Origin of the sequence: Paracraurococcus ruber, assembly GCF_004353985.1 — a bacterium.
In the GTDB taxonomy this organism is placed as follows: Bacteria; Pseudomonadota; Alphaproteobacteria; order Acetobacterales; family Acetobacteraceae; genus Paracraurococcus; species Paracraurococcus ruber.
The window spans coordinates 26,251-42,318 of record NZ_SMOA01000005.1; the positions used below are offsets into that span (position 1 = coordinate 26,251).

Consider the following 16,068-nt stretch of genomic DNA (forward strand, 5'->3'; position numbering starts at 1 on the left):
ACGGGCCCGGGGCAGGGCCGTGACACGGAGTGCCATAGGCAGGTTAAGGGAACACTGCCTCACAATACGGGGCTCTGAACACATTTTTGGACGTCTTTAAGCCGCCTGAAACGGTCCCCGCCCATCAATGCGCCCCATGACGCAACCGCATTCAGGCAGCGAAGGGGGCGCCGTGACCGTGCAAGGGACAGCCACCGCTGTGATCCCATTGGCGGGGACATTGACCATCGCCACCGCCGCGCAGACCCGCGCGACGCTGCTGGCGGCGATCCCTGCCGATGGCGATGTCATGATCGACTGCCGGGAAGCAAGCGGGTTCGACGCCAGCTTCCTGCAACTGCTCGAATCCACCCGGCTGCTTGTCATGGCGCGCGGCGGAATACTGCGCTTGGCCGAGGCGGTACCCGATGCGCTGCGGCAGGCGCTGACCGAGGCTGGCCTCACCGGCTGGGCCGAGCCGGCAGGAGCGCCGTCATGAGAACGGTTCTGACCGTCGATGACAGCGCCAGCATCCGTCAGGTCGTCGCCAACCTCCTTACCAACGCCGGCTACCGGGTGGTCGAAGCGGCGAATGGCGCCGAGGGCCTGAAGCAACTCCAGGCCGGCGGCGTGAACTTGGTCGTCACCGACCTGAACATGCCGGTCATGGACGGGCTGACCTTCATCCGGGAGGCGCGGAAGCTGCCGACGGGGAAGGGCATCCCGATCTTGTTCCTGTCGACGGAATCCGATGCTGTGAAGAAGCAGCAGGCGAAGGAAGCGGGCGCCACCGGCTGGATCGTCAAGCCCTTCCAGAACGACCAGTTCCTTGCCGTCGTCGGGAAGGTCCTGCGGTGAGCGGCAGCCTGCCGGACCCGGCCGAGACCTATCGCCAGGAAGCCGCCGAACTGCTCGACATGCTCGAGCAGAGCCTGCTCGACCTCGACCATCGGCCCGATGACCGGGATCTGGTGGACACTGCCTTCCGCGCCCTGCACACCATCAAGGGCTCGGGGGCCATGTTCGGCTTCGATTCCGTCGCGGCCTTCACCCATGAATTCGAGACGGCCTTCGACCGGGTGCGCGCCGGGCTCGCGCCCTGCAGCCGGGCATTGGTCGCCGCCGCGCTGCGCGCGCGGGACCATATCCGTGGTCTGATCGAGGCGCCGGACGCGACCGACCCGGCCGTCGGCGACACCATCCTGTCGGCGCTGCATGCGGCGGTGTCGGATGACGCCGCCGCACCGGCGCCGGCCTTGCCGCCGACTGCACCGGAGAGCGCTTCTGCGAGCCCCCGCACCTGGCGGATATGCTTCCGGCCGGGACCGGACGCGCTGGTCAACGGCACCAATCCCCTGCTGATGCTGGAGGAGTTGCGCGGCCTGGGCCGCGCCAGGGTCACGGCCCTTCTGGACCGAGTACCCCCGCTCGACGCCATCGATCCGGAGAGCTGCTACCTCGGCTGGGAGGTGATGCTGGAGACGGCCGCACCGCGCTCGGCGATCGAGGAAGTGTTCCTCTTCATCCTCGACGACGCGGCCGTCCGGATCGAGCCGCCGTCCGACGACACTGCCGCCCAGGCGGAGCCCGGACCCGCTGCGGCCATCGCCGCCACCCCCGATCTGGCCGAGGCCGAGCCTCCCTCCGTCGTGCCGCCGCTTCGGCCCGGGCGGTCGGATCCGGACATCGGCCGTGTCGGCGGCAGCCTGCGCGTCCAGGCCGAACGGCTGGATGCCTTGATGGACCGGGTCGGCGAGCTGGTCATCTGCCAGGCCAGGCTGCACCAGCTGGCCGGCGCGGGCGCCGACCCGGGCCTGACGGCCGTGGCAGAGGAGATCGGCCGCCTGGTGTCGGAACTGCGCGATACGACCATGGGCATCCGCATGGTGCCCATCGGATCGCTGTTCACCCGCTTCCGCCGTCTGCTGCACGATCTCTCGCGCGACCTCGGCAAGCCGGTGGAGCTGGTGACCAGCGGCGAGGAGACCGAGCTCGACAAGACCATGATCGAGCGCATGGCCGATCCGCTGGTCCACCTGATCCGCAACGCCGTGGATCATGGGCTGGAGGCACCGGACGCACGCGAGGCCGCGGGAAAGCCCCGTGCCGGTGGCATCCGCCTGGTTGCCCGCCATGCCGGGGCCGAAGTTCTCGTGACCGTGGCCGATGATGGGCGCGGGCTGGACGCCGAACGGATCCGCGCAAAGGCGGTCGAGAATGGCCTGATCGCCGCCGATGCCCGGCTGACCGAACCGGAGATCCACCAGCTTATCTTCCATCCTGGCTTCTCCACCGCGCGCGAGATCTCCGCGATCTCCGGCCGTGGCGTCGGCATGGACGTGGTCAAGCGCACGATCGAAGCCCTGCGAGGCAGCATCGAGGTGACCTCGCGCCCCGGTCACGGCACGGAGGTCACGCTCCGCCTGCCGCTGACCCTGGCGATCATCGAAGGGCTGCTGGTGCGGGTCGGCCGCGGCATCTATGCCATCCCGCTGTCGGCGGTCGAGGAATGTGTCGAGCTACCGCCGGATGAGGCTTCGCGTGGTGGCTTCAGCCTGCTCTCCATCCGCGGCGCGCTGGTCCCCTTCCTGCGGCTGCGGGAGCTGCTGCGCACGGGGACGGCGCCGGACCCCTACCAGAAGGTGGTGATCATCGCCGCGGGCGAGCATCGTGTCGGCCTGGTCGTCGACCAGATCCTCGGCAGCCATCAGACGGTCATCAAGTCGCTGTCGCGGTTGCATGCCGACGTGAAGACCTTCTCAGGCGCGACCATCCTTGGCGACGGCACGGTCGCCCTGATCCTGGACGTGGCCCAGCTGCTGGAGATCGGCCAGGCGGAGGAGGAACGAGGACGGGCAAAGCTGCGGGAGGCGGCATGATGGCCCCGGCAGCCACGCCAGACCAAGCGGTGGACGTGCTCACCCTTGAGATCGGCACCGAGGTCTTTGCGATCGAGGCCACGGCGGTGCGCGAGATCCTCGATCTTGTGCCGGTGACGGAGGTGCCCGGTGCACGCCCCTTCGTCGGGGGCGTCATCAATGTGCGCGGCCGCATCGTGCCGCTGGTGGACATGCGCCTCCGCCTGGCCATGCCGCCAGCCGCGCCGACTGCGGATACGCGCATCATCGTGCTCGACATCGCGCTTGAGGGCGAACCGACCGCTGTCGGCATCCTCGCCGACCGGGTGAACGAGGTGGTGCAGCTTGACCTCGGGATGCTCGAGGAAGCGCCCCGCCTCGGCCTTCGCTGGCAGCCGGAATTCATCCGAAGCGTCGGCATGCGGTCCGGGCGGCTAGTCGTCCTGCCCGACCTCGAACGCATCCTCACCTGAAGCCGACAGCGCCCATCCCATCCCCATCGATCCACCCAGGGACCACGACCGTGCGGATCACCATCAAGACGAAGCTCTTCGCCGCCTTCGGCGCCATCATCCTGCTGCTGGCCGGCATGGCCGCACTTGGCATCTCAAGCCTCGCCAACCTCGACGGCAAGCTGGAATACATCCTCGACAGTCCGGTGCCGCGGGTCGAGCGGTCGCTGATCGCCACCACGGACATGGTGCTCCTGGTACGCGCCGAGAAGAACACGATCCTTTCTCAAGGCGACAGGAGTTCCGTCGAGCGTTTCGAGCAGGAGATGCTGCAGCGGCGAGATGCGCTCCTGGCCGCGATGGACACCGGCATCGCAAGGGCGTCGGAACAGGGCCGGCCGCGATGGCAGGCTGCGAAGGCCGCATTCCAGCAATACGTCCAGGTGCAGGAGCGCATCCGGGAGGCCTTGCGTGCCGGTGACCAGATCCAGGCGGTCACGCTCTCCATGGGGCCGGCACGGCAGCGGGTTGCCGAGGTGATGGAGCGGCTGGCGGAGATCGTGTCGCTGAACCAGGCGGCGATGAAGGAAGCACGGGCAGCCGCAGCGGCGACCTATGCGGACACCCGCAGCCTCCTGCTTGGCCTCACCGCTGGCGCCCTGCTGCTGGCCATCGGCGCCGCACTCTGGATCGCGCTGTCCATCAGCCGTGGGTTGTCGAGGGCGGCCGCGCTGGCCCAGGCCGTGGCAGAGGGCGACCTGACCCAGACGGTGACGGTCAGCACGCGGGACGAGGTGCGTGACCTCGTGGACGCCATGGGCCGGATGACCGAGAACCTGCGCAAGACCGCGGACATTGCCGAGCGGATCGCCGCCGGCGATCTGTCGGTCCAGGCCAAGCGCCTCTCAGACAAGGACGCGATGGGGATCGCGCTGGAGAAGATGCTCGAACGCCTTCAGGCCGTGGTCACGGAAGCGATGGCGGCCGCGAACAACGTCGCCTCCGGTAGCCAGCAGCTCTCCTCCAGCTCCGAGCAGCTCGCCCAGGGCGCGAGCGAGCAGGCCAGTTCCACCGAGGAAGCCTCCTCCTCCATGGAACAGATGGCGGCGAACATCCGCCAGAACGCGGAGAATGCCGGTCAGACCGAGAAGATCGCCCGGCAATCCTCCGCGGATGCGCAGGCCTCTGGGCAGGCGGTCGGGGAAGCCGTCGCAGCGATGCAGACCATCGCCGAGAAAATCAACATCGTGCAGGAAATCGCTCGGCAAACCGATCTCCTGGCCCTCAACGCCGCGGTTGAGGCCGCGCGCGCCGGCGAGCATGGCAAGGGCTTCGCAGTGGTGGCCAGCGAAGTGCGCAAACTGGCCGAACGGAGTCAGGCGGCCGCGGGGGAAATCAGCACGCTATCGGCCAATACGCTGCGTACCGCGCGCGACGCAGGCGAGATGCTGCAGCGACTGGTCCCGGACATCAAGCGTACCGCAGAGCTGGTCGAGGAGATCACCGCCGCCTGCCGCGAGCAGGATATCGGCGCCAGCCAGATCAACCAGGCGATCCAGGAGCTCGACAAGGTGACGCAGCAGAATGCCGCGGCGTCGGAGGAGGTCTCGGCAACTTCGGAAGAGCTGTCGGCCCAGGCCGAACTCCTGCAGAGCACCATCTCCTATTTCCGGCTGGCGGAGCAGCCGGGCCCGGCCGCCGCCGCGCCGGCATCGCGGCCGTTCACCACCGCCCGTCCGCGCCCGACACCTGCCGCAATCCGGACGACGGCCCCGCGGCCGCCACAGCCGCCCCGCAAGCCCAGCCCGACAGCGAATGGCAAGGCGAATGGCCATGGCGGCTTCAACTTCGATCTCTCGCCGGCTGGCGACGCCCTGGATGCCGAGTTCCAGCGACACTGACGGGGACGCTGCCATGTCCGGCCAGACGCAGTTCATCACACTCGGGATTGGCGAGGAGGTCTTCGCCATTCCCATCGCCGAGGTGCAGGAGATCCTCGATCTGCGCCCGGTGTCGCGGCTGCCGCACGCGCCGGCCAGCCTTGTCGGACTCATCGATGTGCGCGGGGGGAGCGTACCGGTGATGGACCTGCGCGCGCTGCTTGGTCTCTCACCGATCGATCCCGGTCCAGGTACCCGCATCCTGGTGCTGGAAGTCGCCCTGCCGACCCAGCGCCTACGTCTTGGCCTGATCGTCGACCAGGTCTTCGAGGTTACGGGTCTCGACGATGCCCCGGTCGATGCCAGGCCGGAGATCGGGCGGCGCTGGCGGTCTGACTGCATCACCGGAATTGGCCGCCGCCGCGGCAGCTTCGTGATCCTGCTCGATGTCGCGCGGCTGATACTGGCCGATTCGGCCGTGCTATCGGCTGCCGATGGCCTGACCTTGGCGGCCTGACGCGGTGCAGGGACGGTTCGTCCGACGCCATGCCGCATCATCATGGGCGGTCGACACGTCCGCCACGACCGATGGCGCTGAGGGGATGAGTGATCACCGGTTCCGGCAGGTTGCACAGTTGGTGCAGCAGGCTGTCGGCATCCAACTTCCGCCGGCGAAGCGGGTCATGGTCGAGGGCCGGCTGCGCAAGCGCGCCCAGTCTCTTGGCTACCAGGGGGTCGACCCCTATTGCGCTGCGCTGTTCGACGAAGGGTTGCTTGAGGCGGAGTACCAGGAACTGGTCAATCTGATCACGACCAACAAGACGGACTTCTTCCGGGAGGCGGAGCATTTCGAGCTCCTGAGGTCAACGCTGGTTCCTAACCTGCTGGCGGGGCATGGCCATCCGCAAGGCGGGCCCCGGCTGAAGGTCTGGAGCGCCGCCTGCTCGATCGGCGCGGAAGCCTATACGATCGCCATGGTCCTGGACGACATGACGCGGGCGACGCGCCCACCCTTCCGCTTTGCTGTCCTGGGCACCGATATTGCCACCCATGTGCTGGAGCATGCAGAGCGGGCGATCTATCCGGCCGCCATGCTGGATCCCGTACCGGGGGAATTGCGGCTGCGCTACACGCTCCGGTCACGCGACCCGACGCAGCCATTGCTCCGCATCGTGCCAGAGCTGCGGCGGCATGTCCGCTTCGCGCAGCTGAACCTGATGAATGCGCGGTATCCCTGCGACCGCGACGTGGACATCATCTTTTGCCGAAACGTCCTGATCTATTTCGACCGTCCAACACAGGTGGCGATCGTATCGCGCCTGGCAGGGCATCTGCGTCCCGGCGGCTACCTGATTCTGGGCCATTCGGAGACGGCGGCCGCCAGCGGCGCAGTCGGGCTGCTGCCGGTTGCCTCCACCGTATGGCGCCGTAGCGAGGATGAGGCGGCATGACCACCGCACGGCCGATCCGCGTTCTGATCGTCGATGACAGCGCGTCGGTGCGCCAGGCTCTGACGCGCGTCATCAGCCACGCGTCGGATCTTGAGGTGATGGCAACCGCTCCGGACCCCTTCGTCGCCGTGCAGCGAATGCAGCAGGAGCTGCCGGATGTCGTCATTCTCGATATCGAGATGCCGCGGATGGACGGGATCACCTTTCTTCGTCGGATCATGGCGCAGCGGCCGATACCCGTGGTGATCTGCTCTACTCTGACAGAAGCCGGATCGGACACCTTGCTTCAGGCGCTGGAGGCAGGGGCGGTGGAGGTCATCCCGAAGCCACGCGTCGACACCGCACAGGCTTTGCTGGAATCCGAGGTCCGCATCTGCGACGTGATCCGAGCCGCCGCGAAGGTTCGGGTGAAGGCCCGTCAGGACCGTATGCCCAGGCAGCCGGTCGCGGAGAAGCTGAGCGCCGATGTGATACTGCCGCCGCCGTCTGGCACCCGGGTGCTTCGCACGACCGAGCGGGTGGTCTGCATCGGTGCCTCGACCGGTGGTACCGAGGCGCTGGCCGCAGTGCTGACGCGGCTGCCGGTGGAGTGCCCCGGCGTTGTCATCGTCCAGCATATGCCTGAGCGCTTCACGTCCGCCTTCGCCCGGCGACTCGACACGCTGTGCCATATCGAGGTGCGGGAAGCGGAGGACGGCGATGCCGTGCTGCCAGGGCGGGCCCTGATTGCACCCGGCAACAAGCATCTGCTGCTGCAGCGGAGCGGGGCGCGCTACGCGGTGCGGATCAAGGATGGCCCGCTGGTTTCACGCCACCGGCCATCGGTGGATGTGCTGTTCCGCTCGGCGGCGCAGCATGCCGGTCCGAATGCCGCCGGCATCATCATGACGGGCATGGGTGATGATGGCGCCAAGGGCCTGCTGGAGATGCGGCGAGCGGGCGCGATGACCATCGCGCAGGATGAGCAAAGCTGCGTGGTATTCGGCATGCCGCGGGAGGCGATAGAGCTGGGCGCGGCAGAGCGAGTTCTGCCGCTGTCACTCATCCCGGCTGAGATCGTGGCTCTCGGCAGCCGCCATGGTTACGCGGAGCGGGGCGGCCCGGCCTCCCGGACGTAAGTTGGGCATGTCAGGCTGTAGTCCGGCGCAGTCGCGCCAAGCCGCGACAGGCGATTGAACCTGCATGCCTCACCACGGAGTTGCTCACGCCCGCCAATCGATCATCCGTCGCGCAGCATGGCCATCATCGTTGTTGCTGCGGGCAGCAAGGTAGCGACAACGATGCCGTTAGCGGCCGGCCCTTGCGTGAGCCTCGGCGAGGTCAGGATCGGGAAGCCCGGCACGACGCTGGGCACCGCGAGCGCTCGCTGCCGCCAGTCGGACCTCAGGCGCATGCGCGGTACCGCGCCTGCGCAGATAGGCTGCCGCAAGCACTGCAGCGACCTCCGCACGACCGTCACCGATCGTGAGTCTGTCGAACCCACCCGTCGCCGCCAGCCGCATAACCGGGATTGAGAACGAAGAGGCCGGGACACCGGGCCCGCCCCACGCCAGCCTCGACGCCAATCTCGTCCTGTCCGTCGGCGAATTGGTGCGCGCAGCAACCGGCAAGTCTGGGCCGTCTTGGTGGCACGGGCGCCTGGCGACGCGGCCCGGCCCCGTCAGGCCGCGTACTGGACAATCGCTTCCACATGGATCTCCGCGCAGTGGATGTAGGGGAAGGGCGGTGGGCGTGACCTGTAGACAAGGGAGAGATCAGTGCCGCCGAGCATGACGGCCTCGCAGCCATGGTCGGCAACCAGGCGCTGGCCTACCTCATCGAACAGCGCGCGTTGCTCCGGACCGGCCTCGCCGGTCAGTGCGATGTCGATATAGGCGTCGTGGACGAGGTCGAGCCCGGCGCCGGGCGGGGGAACGATCTCGACTGCGGGCAGGCGTCCGTAGAAGCGGGACGCCATGACGGTGCGCGTGCCGATCACGCCGATACGGCGGTATCCCTGCGTGGCAACACGAGCCGCAACTGCATCGAGGAGGTTCACGGGAGGCAGCGGCGAGAGCGGCTCAAACTCCTTGATGCAGAAATGCCCGGCGACCGAGGGGATGACCACGCATTCAGCCCCGGCACCGGCTAGTTGCCGTGCATGCCCCGCGAAGATCGCCGCCTGAGCGGCGCGGTCGTCGCGGAGGAGATTGGCGGTCTCCTGTCCGACATCGGCATGCGCGATCGTCAAATGGAGAGGGGTGTGTCGCGCGGCAAAGCCGGCGACCAGGCGACGATGGTAGAACTGCGTGGCGCCTAGTCCTATTCCGCCGATGAGGCCGATATGCACGGATCCAATCTCCATGGACTGATGTGCGGCAGATGGTAAGGCGCCGCTATGCGGCGGGCGTAGTTGTCCAGGCGGGGCCGCGCCCCACCGATCCAACTCGTTCGCCTGGAGATGGGCGAGCGCAACGCGCAGGAGCGGCGTCGGCACCCCTGCTGCATTTTCGCGGGCCAGCATGTCACCGAGGATGTGTTCGTGCTCCGTCCGCGCGCCCGCGTGGAGGTCGCGTAGCATGGAAGCGGTACCGGGTGAGCCTGGCTCAGTCAGCATCGCCTCCGTCTCGGCCAGGAAGGCCGCGGCGGGGGGATGGCCGGCGGCCCCTGCCACGCCGGCACATTCGGCCAAGGCTTCGCGCATCAGGGCCGCGCCCTCCGGCGTTGCCACGATCGCGCCGACCGAAGCGCGCATCAGGCAGGTCATGCCGGCATAGGCGGCAAGCAGGACGAACTTGTCCCACATCGCCTGCAGGATATCGTCCTGCAGGACCGGCGCGAAGCCGCCGCGGGCGAGCGTCTCGTGCAGTGCCCGGGCCGTGGGCAGCTGGGCGGAAGTGCGCGCACCGAGAGCGAGATGACGCAGTCGGTTGAGATGCAGGACCGTCCCGTCCGGCGTCAGTGTCGCCCCGATATGGCAGAGCCCGCCCAGCACCGCGTCGCGGCCGAAGCGCATATCCAGCACGTCCAGGTGCCGTAGCCCGTTCAGCAGCGGCAGCAGAACGGTGCCGGGCCGTATGGCTGGGTTGATGGTCTCGATGGCGGATGACAGGTCGTAGGCCTTGCAGGTCAGCATCACCGCGTCGAAGCCGGGTCTAGCTTCGAATGTCACCGCTACCTTCCTGATGAGGTTGCCGAGCGGGCTCCGCAGCACCAGGCCGTCCCGCGCCAGCGTCGCCGCGCGGGCGGGTCGGACGAGAAAGGTGACGTCCACCCCTGCCTCCGCGAGCCAGGCACCGAAGCTGCCGCCGATTGCGCCGGCCCCCAGGATCAGCAAGCGCATGGCTCAGCCGATCCCCCAGCGGCGGGCCCATCCGAGGCCCTCGCGCGTGCCGGCGCGGGGCCGGTACTCGCAGCCAACCCAGCCGGCGTAGCCGAGCGCATCGATGAGATCGAACAGCCAGGGATAGTTCAGCTCGCCCTCACCATCCGGCTCATTGCGGCCAGGCACGCCGGCGATCTGCAGGTGCCTGGCGTTGCCGATAACGGCGCGCAGCGTGTCGGCCACGCGGCCTTCGGTCAGTTGCAGGTGATACAGATCCAGGTGGAGGTGCAGGTTCGGGTGGCCGATCGTGGCGATCGCCTCCTGCGCCTGCGCGGTGCTGGTCAGGTAGAAATTCCGCATCCCGAGCGTCGTGTACCGTTCCCCGTCCGCGACCACGCCATGCAGGGGGTTGATCGGTTCGATGACCGCTGCCACGCCGTGCGGCGCAAAGACCTCCGCCGCGTATTCCAGGTTCCGCAGCCAGGTGGCCTGCATGGCGTTACGGTCCGCACTAGGAGGGACGGTGCCAGCAATGACGTGCACGCATTCACATCCGAGGGCCATTGCGTAGTCGAGCGCCAGCGCGACGCCCTTGCGGAACTCCGCTTCGCGACCCGGGATGGCGGCGAGGCCACGCTCCCCCGCATCCCAGTCACCGGGCGGCGTGTCGATCAGCGCCATGGCCAGGCCGTTCTCTCGCAGCAGGGAGGCGAGGCGCGCGGCGGGCCAGGCAAAGGGCACCTGCGCCTCGACCGCGCGGAAACCGGATCCGGCCGCGGCCGCGAAACGCGCCTCGAAGGGATGTTCGTTGAAGAGGTAGTGCAGGTTGGCAGCGAAGCGCGGCATGCGGCCTCCAAATCCACTATAGTAGATCTACTATGATAGAATTCGGTTTGGCAACACATTTCCTACTCCCCAGCGAACCGGGCATCATCAGGCGCATGCCGAGCCGATCATGGTGAATGTCCCGGAACGGCCGCCGACGCCCGGACAGGGCGCGACGCTGGCGGCCAACCTGCGCGCGCTGCGGCGCGATCGCGAACTGACGCTGGAAGGGCTTGCTGCCGCGAGCGGAGTGAGCCGGGCGATGATCTCGAAGATCGAGCGCGGCGCCGCGGTGCCGACGGCGACCGTCCTGGGGCGCCTGGCTCATGGGCTGGAGGTGGGACTATCGCGGCTGCTGGGTGCGGCGCAGGCGCGCGGGCCTGTGCTGCTGCACCCGGCGGAGCAGCCCGTCTATGCCGATGCCGCGAATGGGTTCGAGCGCCGGTCCATCTCGCCGGTGTTCCCGGACCGCTTCTTGGACCTTGCGTTGAACCGGCTGGCGCCTGGCGGCCAGGCCGTCTTCCCGCCGCATCACCGCGGCGTCGAGGAATACCTGCACGTCTCCCGGGGCACGCTGGAGGTGATCGTGGACGGCACCGCATTCACGGTGCCGGCCGGCGCAACCCTCTTCTACGAGGGCGACCGTCAACACGAGTTCCACAATCGGACGGCGGAGCCCGTTGAGTTTCTCGTCGCGGTGGACAGCAGCGGCGCGCGGTAGCACCGCTGCAGCGTCTCAGGCGACAAGGCGATGCCCGTGCCGGGCATGACGGCAACGGAGCGGCCGCACGGGTCGGCCCCCTTGAGGGTCATGCCGGCCTCTCGCCTGCAGCGTGCTCCACACGCCCAGGAACAACTGCTCGGCGTGCCTTGGACCGCGACCAGCATGATGCGGAGCCGCCCGGTCCGTCTTCTTCGCGACTCAATTGCACTTTGTCTGACCGTTTGTATGGGTTGACTCAACACTCTTCATGGTCGTTAAATCCGAGCGCTCCCGACGCATATCGCGATGGGATAGCGGGAATTGATCCATGCGGCTCGCACCGCGTCATCAGGCACTGAAGCGCCGCCTTCAGGCGCAGGGGACCGCCCCGGATCCCTGTCCGGGAATGCGCTGTCGGCGCTGAGCGCCTCGAGCGCGCCGCGCTCGCCAAGCCCCTTCACCGCAGCCCGTCCGAGACCGGCGCCGCCACGCGCGCGCCCGGAGCCCCACGCATGCACACCTCTCGCCCCATCGACGTCCAGGGCCGCTTCCTCGGCGTCGCCGTCACCCATGTCGCCGACCACGGCGGCCTGGCCTGGCGCTTCGTCGCCACCGACCCGCTGCTCGAGGACCTCGACGGCGCCACCTTCCCAAGTCCGGCCGAAGCGCAGCGCGTCGCCGGCCTCGTTCTCGCCCGCAGCACCGGCCGGCCCGCCGGGGGCACGGCGCGATGAAGGCCGCGACCGCCCCACTCGCCCGGCTCGTCGCCCTGCTGCCGGACATCGCCGCGGCCGCGGCGCGGCACGACCGCGCCGCCAGCGTCCCATATGACAGCCTGGCGCTGCTCCGCGACGCCGGTCTGCCCGGGCTGACCGTGCCCGCCGCGCTGGGCGGCGGCGGCGCCGGGCTGCGGCAGGCGGCCGATGCCATCGCGCTGCTCGGCAGCGCCTGCCCGGCCAGCGCCCTCATTCTCGTCATGCAGTACATCAAGCATGCAGCGCTCGCCCGTAGCCCGGCCTGGCCAACGGCCCTGCGGCAGAGGGTGCAGCGCGAGGCGGTGGCCGAGGGTGCGCTGATCAATGCGCTGCGGGTGGAGCCAGAACTCGGCTCCCCCACCCGCGGCGGCCTGCCAGCAACGGTGGCGCGCCGCACCGCTGATGGCTGGGTTTTGTCCGGCCACAAGCGCTACAGCACCGGCGTGCCGGCGCTGCGCTGGCTGGAGGTGCATGGTCGCACCGACGAGGCGGAGCCGCGCATCGGCAGCTTCCTGGTGCCGGCCGATGCTCCGGGCATCGAGATCCGCGAGACCTGGGACCATCTCGGCCTGCGCGCCTCCGGCAGCCATGACGTGCTGTTCCACGCCGTGCCGATCCCGGCGGACCACGCGATCGGCCTTGCCCTGCCAGGGCCGACCAGCGGGCCGGATGCGGTGCAGATGGCCTGGAACGCGGTGCTGGTCACCGCGGTCTATACCGGTGTCGCCCGCGCGGCACGGGACTGGACGCTGGAGTTCCTGCGCCGTCGCGCGCCGGGCAGCCTGGGCGCGCCGCTCGCCATCCTGCCGCGGGTGCAGGAGGCGGTGGGGCAGGTCGAGGGGCTGATCGCCGCCAATACGCGCATGGCCGAGGCGCTGGCCCTGGCCACCGATGCCGGCCAGCCGCCATCTGCCGCCGAAGCCGGCGTCCTGAAGGTAATCCTGGCGGAGAATGCCGTGCGTGCGGTGGAGTGCTGCACGCTGCTCGCCGGCAACCATGCGCTTGACCGCGCCAACCCGCTGGAACGGCACTGGCGCGACGTGCAATGCGCACGCATGCATGCGCCGGCCGCCGATGCGGCGCAGGCTGCGGCCGGCCGCGCTGCACTGGCCGTGGGTGCCGCATGATCGGGCGCCGTGGACTGCTCGGCGCCAGCCTCGCCGCGCCGCTTCTCGCCCGGTCTGGAACCGCCAGGGCCCACGCCTTCCCGGACCGGCCGATCCGCTATGTCTGCCCCTTCCCGCCCGGCGCCACCAACGACAACGTCTCCCGCAGCATGGCGCGGGCGCTGGCGCCGCGGCTCGGCGTCGCCGTGGTGGTGGAGAACAAGGCCGGCGCCGGCGGCGCCGTCGGCACGCGGCTGGTCGCGGAGTCCAGGCCGGACGGCCACACGCTGCTGAACGCCTCGGCCGGCAACCTTACCATCGCGCCGCATTTGTCGAATGTCGGCTATGACCCGCTGCGCGACCTGGCGCCCATTGCCTCGGCTGGTGAGGCCTACAGCCTGATCGCCGTGCATCCCGCCGTGCCGGCACGGTCGATGGCGGAGCTTGTCGCCTTCGCGCGACGGAATCCGGGAGTCCTGAACTACGGCTCCGCCGGCATCGGCTCGGCCGGGCATCTGCGCGGCGCGCTGCTGGCCGATGAAGGCGGGTTCGAGGCCGTGCATGTCCCCTTCCCCGGCAGCGCCCCGGCGGTCAACAGCGTCGCCGCCGGCGACTGCCACCTGATCATCGACCCGATCGCCGCGCCGCTGGTGCGGGACGGCCGGCTGCGGGCCTTGGCGACGCTGGGCCCGGACCGCTGGGATGCCTTCCCCGACCTGCCCACCCTGGCCGAGCTCGGCATCGGCCGCGACTGGCCGGGCAGTGGCTGGTTCGGCCTCTTCGCGCCAGCCGGCACGCCGGCAGCGGTGATCCAACGGCTGAACCGTGATTTCAACGACAGCCTGGCAGAGCCGGAGGTGGCCGCCGCGCTGCGCCGCTTCGGCCTGCGCCCCGAAGCCATCACGCCGCAGGAGCTGGGCCGGCGCGTCGCGGCCGACCACGCCGCGGTCGGCGCCGCCCTGCACCGCCTGCGCATCGCCTGACATCCGAGGAGAACGCCCATGCCCCATCCGCTGCAGTTCATCGGCATGATCGCGCATCGCGCGCAGTCCGAGATCCACCCGCCGCAGGATCCCGTGGTGGACCCGGACTATGTCCAGCGCTTCGCCCGCGCGCATGAGGAAGGCGGCTTCGACCGCATCCTGGTCGCCTGGGGCAGCACCTCCCCGGACGCATTGCTGGTGGCGTCGCACGCCGCCGCAGCGACCAGCCGCATCGGCTTCATGGTGGCGCACCGGCCTGGCTTCGTGGCGCCGACCCTGGCGGCCCGGCAATTCGCCACCTTCGACCAGCTTTCGGGCGGCCGCGCCGCCGTGCACATCATCAGCGGCGGCAGCAGCACCGAGCAGCGCAAGGATGGCGACTACCTCGACCACGAGGAACGCTATGCCCGCAGCGAGGAGTATGTCGCGCTGCTGAAGCGGCTCTGGACCGAGGACCGGCCCTTCGACCATGACGGCCGCTTCTACCGCTTCGAGCAGGGCTTCGCCGAGGTGAAGCCGCGGCAGCAACCGCACATCCCGGTCTTCTTCGGCGGATCCTCCGACGTCGCGCTCGACATCGCCGGCCGCGTCGCCGATGTCTACGCCTTCTGGGGCGAGACGCTGGACCAGGCGCGGGAGACCATCGCGCGGGTGCGGGCCAGCGTGGCGAGGGCCGGGCGCGACCCGAAGGCCATCCGGTTCAGCATGTCCTTCCGCCCGGTGCTGGCGGCGACCGAGGAGGAAGCCTGGGCGCGCGCCGACCGCATCATCGCCCGCATCCGCGCGTTGCGGGCGGAGGCGGTCGGCAGCGGCGGCCGCAAGCCGGAAAGCATCGGGTCGAAGCGCCTGCTGGAGGCGGCGGCGGGCGGCCGCGTGCGCGACGCGCGCCTGTGGACCGAGGTGGCGGCCGCCGTCGGCGCCGGCGCCAACACCACCGCGCTGGTCGGCACCGCCGAGCAGGTGGCGGAGAGCCTGGCCCACTACCACGCGCTGGGCGTCGACACCTTCCTGATCCGCGGCTTCGACCCGCTGGAGGATGCGGTCGAGTATGGCCGGCACCTGCTGCCGGCCACCCGCGCCGCCATCGCCGCCAACGGCGCCGTCCGGGTGGCCGCGGAATGAACACGCTCGATGACTACCTCGCTCTCAAGCGCCCGGCCTACCAGGCCATCAAGGCCAGGGCGCGTGCCCCAGGCTACGAGCCCGGCACGCTCCGCGCCGTGGTGACGGTGGAAGGCCGCAGCGGCATTCGCCGCATCCGGCTGCGCGACCATCAGGTCATCACCGACAGCCCGCCGGATTTCGTCGGCTACGACCTCGGCCCCTCCTCACCCGAGATCGCACTCGGCGCGCTCGGCTCCTGCCTTGCCCATAGCTGGCTGATCCAGGCGGCCGTGCATGGCCTGCCGCTGCAATCGGTGGAGGTCGAGGTCACCGGCCGGATCGATGCCCGGGCCGGCGAGCCGGGGCATGAGGACATCCGGCCGGAGCCGCAGGGCATCGGCTTCACCGTCCGCCTGACCACCGCCGCGAGCGGCGCCGAGATCACCGTCGTGGAGGCCGCGGTGGATCGGGCCAGCCCCATTCTCAACCTCCTGCGCCGACCGCAGGCCATCGCGGCCCGCGTCGAGGGCGTCCTGCCCGGCGGAGATCCGCGCAATGCCTGACACAACCGCCTCCCGGCGCGCCCTGATGCGCGCCACCGGCCTGGCTGCGCTGGCGGTGCCAGTCGGCGGCATGGCTCCCCGCACGCTTCTCCCGACCCCTTCCTT

General features: G+C 69.5%; 16 protein-coding genes and 1 pseudogene. 14 read left to right on the top strand and 3 right to left on the bottom strand.

Annotation, left to right across the window (positions count from 1 at the left end; all coding sequences use genetic code 11):
• Nucleotides 1-136 precede the first annotated feature (136 nt).
• The 8 genes and pseudogenes from E2C05_RS02505 to E2C05_RS02540 all read left to right on the top strand — a co-directional run bounded on the left by E2C05_RS02505 (nucleotide 137) and on the right by E2C05_RS02540 (nucleotide 7,738).
• Nucleotides 137-478, top strand: coding sequence for an STAS domain-containing protein (locus E2C05_RS02505; protein ID WP_205082696.1), 342 nt, complete (start codon nucleotides 137-139; stop codon nucleotides 476-478).
• Nucleotides 475-837, top strand: coding sequence for a response regulator (locus tag E2C05_RS02510; RefSeq protein WP_133218023.1), 363 nt, complete (start codon nucleotides 475-477; stop codon nucleotides 835-837). Before E2C05_RS02505 ends, E2C05_RS02510 begins: the two co-directional genes overlap by 4 nt.
• Nucleotides 834-2,858 carry a chemotaxis protein CheA gene (locus E2C05_RS02515; RefSeq protein ID WP_200305159.1) on the top strand — a complete coding sequence of 675 codons (2,025 nt, stop codon included), beginning with the start codon at nucleotides 834-836 and terminating at the stop codon, nucleotides 2,856-2,858. Before E2C05_RS02510 ends, E2C05_RS02515 begins: the two co-directional genes overlap by 4 nt.
• Before the next feature lie 29 nt (nucleotides 2,859-2,887).
• Nucleotides 2,888-3,310, top strand: coding sequence for a chemotaxis protein CheW (locus tag E2C05_RS02520; protein WP_240046524.1), 423 nt, complete (start codon nucleotides 2,888-2,890; stop codon nucleotides 3,308-3,310).
• A gap of 50 nt (nucleotides 3,311-3,360) precedes the next feature.
• A pseudogene (locus E2C05_RS02525) lies at nucleotides 3,361-4,908 on the top strand (methyl-accepting chemotaxis protein); the annotation flags it as partial.
• Between the two features lie 295 nt (nucleotides 4,909-5,203).
• On the top strand, nucleotides 5,204-5,686 hold the full coding sequence (locus E2C05_RS02530; protein WP_133218026.1) for a chemotaxis protein CheW: 483 nt from the start codon (nucleotides 5,204-5,206) through the stop codon (nucleotides 5,684-5,686).
• A gap of 4 nt (nucleotides 5,687-5,690) precedes the next feature.
• On the top strand, nucleotides 5,691-6,620 hold the full coding sequence (locus E2C05_RS02535) for a CheR family methyltransferase (RefSeq protein WP_240046525.1): 930 nt from the start codon (nucleotides 5,691-5,693) through the stop codon (nucleotides 6,618-6,620).
• The gene (locus E2C05_RS02540; RefSeq protein ID WP_133218027.1) at nucleotides 6,617-7,738 is read left to right on the top strand and encodes a protein-glutamate methylesterase/protein-glutamine glutaminase; all 1,122 of its coding nucleotides are present in this window, start codon (nucleotides 6,617-6,619) and stop codon (nucleotides 7,736-7,738) included. The genes E2C05_RS02535 and E2C05_RS02540 overlap by 4 nt, the downstream gene beginning before the upstream one ends.
• Before the next feature lie 101 nt (nucleotides 7,739-7,839).
• Here the strand turns inward: E2C05_RS02540 and E2C05_RS32765 are convergent, their stop codons facing one another.
• The 3 genes from E2C05_RS32765 to E2C05_RS02550 all read right to left on the bottom strand — a co-directional run bounded on the left by E2C05_RS32765 (nucleotide 7,840) and on the right by E2C05_RS02550 (nucleotide 10,770).
• Nucleotides 7,840-8,013 (bottom strand): hypothetical protein, encoded by a 174-nt coding sequence (locus tag E2C05_RS32765; RefSeq protein WP_158291906.1) that lies wholly within the window; start codon nucleotides 8,011-8,013, stop codon nucleotides 7,840-7,842.
• 267 nt (nucleotides 8,014-8,280) lie between these two features.
• Nucleotides 8,281-9,942 (bottom strand): 2-dehydropantoate 2-reductase, encoded by a 1,662-nt coding sequence (locus tag E2C05_RS02545; RefSeq protein WP_133218028.1) that lies wholly within the window; start codon nucleotides 9,940-9,942, stop codon nucleotides 8,281-8,283.
• Nucleotides 9,943-9,945: 3 nt separating this feature from the next.
• Nucleotides 9,946-10,770, bottom strand: a complete 825-nt coding sequence (locus E2C05_RS02550; protein ID WP_133218029.1) for a hydroxypyruvate isomerase family protein — start codon at nucleotides 10,768-10,770, stop codon at nucleotides 9,946-9,948.
• A gap of 109 nt (nucleotides 10,771-10,879) precedes the next feature.
• Here E2C05_RS02550 and E2C05_RS02555 point away from each other — a divergent pair, with 109 nt between their 5' ends.
• The 6 genes from E2C05_RS02555 (at nucleotide 10,880) to E2C05_RS02580 (ending at nucleotide 15,963) form a co-directional block, all read left to right on the top strand.
• A complete protein-coding gene (locus E2C05_RS02555; RefSeq protein WP_133218030.1) occupies nucleotides 10,880-11,470 on the top strand; it encodes a helix-turn-helix domain-containing protein in 591 nt (196 codons plus the stop codon).
• Nucleotides 11,471-11,964: 494 nt separating this feature from the next.
• A complete protein-coding gene (locus tag E2C05_RS02560) occupies nucleotides 11,965-12,186 on the top strand; it encodes a hypothetical protein (RefSeq protein WP_133218031.1) in 222 nt (73 codons plus the stop codon).
• Nucleotides 12,183-13,334, top strand: a complete 1,152-nt coding sequence (locus E2C05_RS02565) for an acyl-CoA dehydrogenase family protein (protein WP_133218032.1) — start codon at nucleotides 12,183-12,185, stop codon at nucleotides 13,332-13,334. Before E2C05_RS02560 ends, E2C05_RS02565 begins: the two co-directional genes overlap by 4 nt.
• Complete coding sequence (locus E2C05_RS02570; RefSeq protein WP_158291907.1) at nucleotides 13,331-14,296, top strand: Bug family tripartite tricarboxylate transporter substrate binding protein; 966 nt, start codon at nucleotides 13,331-13,333, stop codon at nucleotides 14,294-14,296. Before E2C05_RS02565 ends, E2C05_RS02570 begins: the two co-directional genes overlap by 4 nt.
• Nucleotides 14,297-14,314: 18 nt before the next feature.
• Nucleotides 14,315-15,418, top strand: coding sequence for an LLM class flavin-dependent oxidoreductase (locus E2C05_RS02575; protein WP_133218034.1), 1,104 nt, complete (start codon nucleotides 14,315-14,317; stop codon nucleotides 15,416-15,418).
• A complete protein-coding gene (locus tag E2C05_RS02580) occupies nucleotides 15,415-15,963 on the top strand; it encodes an OsmC family protein (protein WP_133218035.1) in 549 nt (182 codons plus the stop codon). Before E2C05_RS02575 ends, E2C05_RS02580 begins: the two co-directional genes overlap by 4 nt.
• Nucleotides 15,964-16,068: the final 105 nt, after the last annotated feature.

Excerpts from the sequence above, each read along its gene's own strand:
- E2C05_RS02550 (WP_133218029.1), bottom strand. The coding sequence starts at position 10,770 with ATGCCGCGCTTCGCTGCCAACCTGCACTACCTCTTCAACGAACATCCC.
- E2C05_RS02530 (WP_133218026.1), top strand. The coding sequence starts at position 5,204 with ATGTCCGGCCAGACGCAGTTCATCACACTCGGGATTGGCGAGGAGGTC.
- E2C05_RS02540 (WP_133218027.1), top strand. The coding sequence starts at position 6,617 with ATGACCACCGCACGGCCGATCCGCGTTCTGATCGTCGATGACAGCGCG.
- E2C05_RS02570 (WP_158291907.1), top strand. The coding sequence starts at position 13,331 with ATGATCGGGCGCCGTGGACTGCTCGGCGCCAGCCTCGCCGCGCCGCTT.
- E2C05_RS02560 (WP_133218031.1), top strand. The coding sequence starts at position 11,965 with ATGCACACCTCTCGCCCCATCGACGTCCAGGGCCGCTTCCTCGGCGTC.
- E2C05_RS02580 (WP_133218035.1), top strand. The coding sequence starts at position 15,415 with ATGAACACGCTCGATGACTACCTCGCTCTCAAGCGCCCGGCCTACCAG.
- E2C05_RS02565 (WP_133218032.1), top strand. The coding sequence starts at position 12,183 with ATGAAGGCCGCGACCGCCCCACTCGCCCGGCTCGTCGCCCTGCTGCCG.
- E2C05_RS02545 (WP_133218028.1), bottom strand. The coding sequence starts at position 9,942 with ATGCGCTTGCTGATCCTGGGGGCCGGCGCAATCGGCGGCAGCTTCGGT.
- E2C05_RS02510 (WP_133218023.1), top strand. The coding sequence starts at position 475 with ATGAGAACGGTTCTGACCGTCGATGACAGCGCCAGCATCCGTCAGGTC.
- E2C05_RS32765 (WP_158291906.1), bottom strand. The coding sequence starts at position 8,013 with ATGCGCCTGAGGTCCGACTGGCGGCAGCGAGCGCTCGCGGTGCCCAGC.
- E2C05_RS02505 (WP_205082696.1), top strand. The coding sequence starts at position 137 with ATGACGCAACCGCATTCAGGCAGCGAAGGGGGCGCCGTGACCGTGCAA.
- E2C05_RS02555 (WP_133218030.1), top strand. The coding sequence starts at position 10,880 with ATGGTGAATGTCCCGGAACGGCCGCCGACGCCCGGACAGGGCGCGACG.
- E2C05_RS02575 (WP_133218034.1), top strand. The coding sequence starts at position 14,315 with ATGCCCCATCCGCTGCAGTTCATCGGCATGATCGCGCATCGCGCGCAG.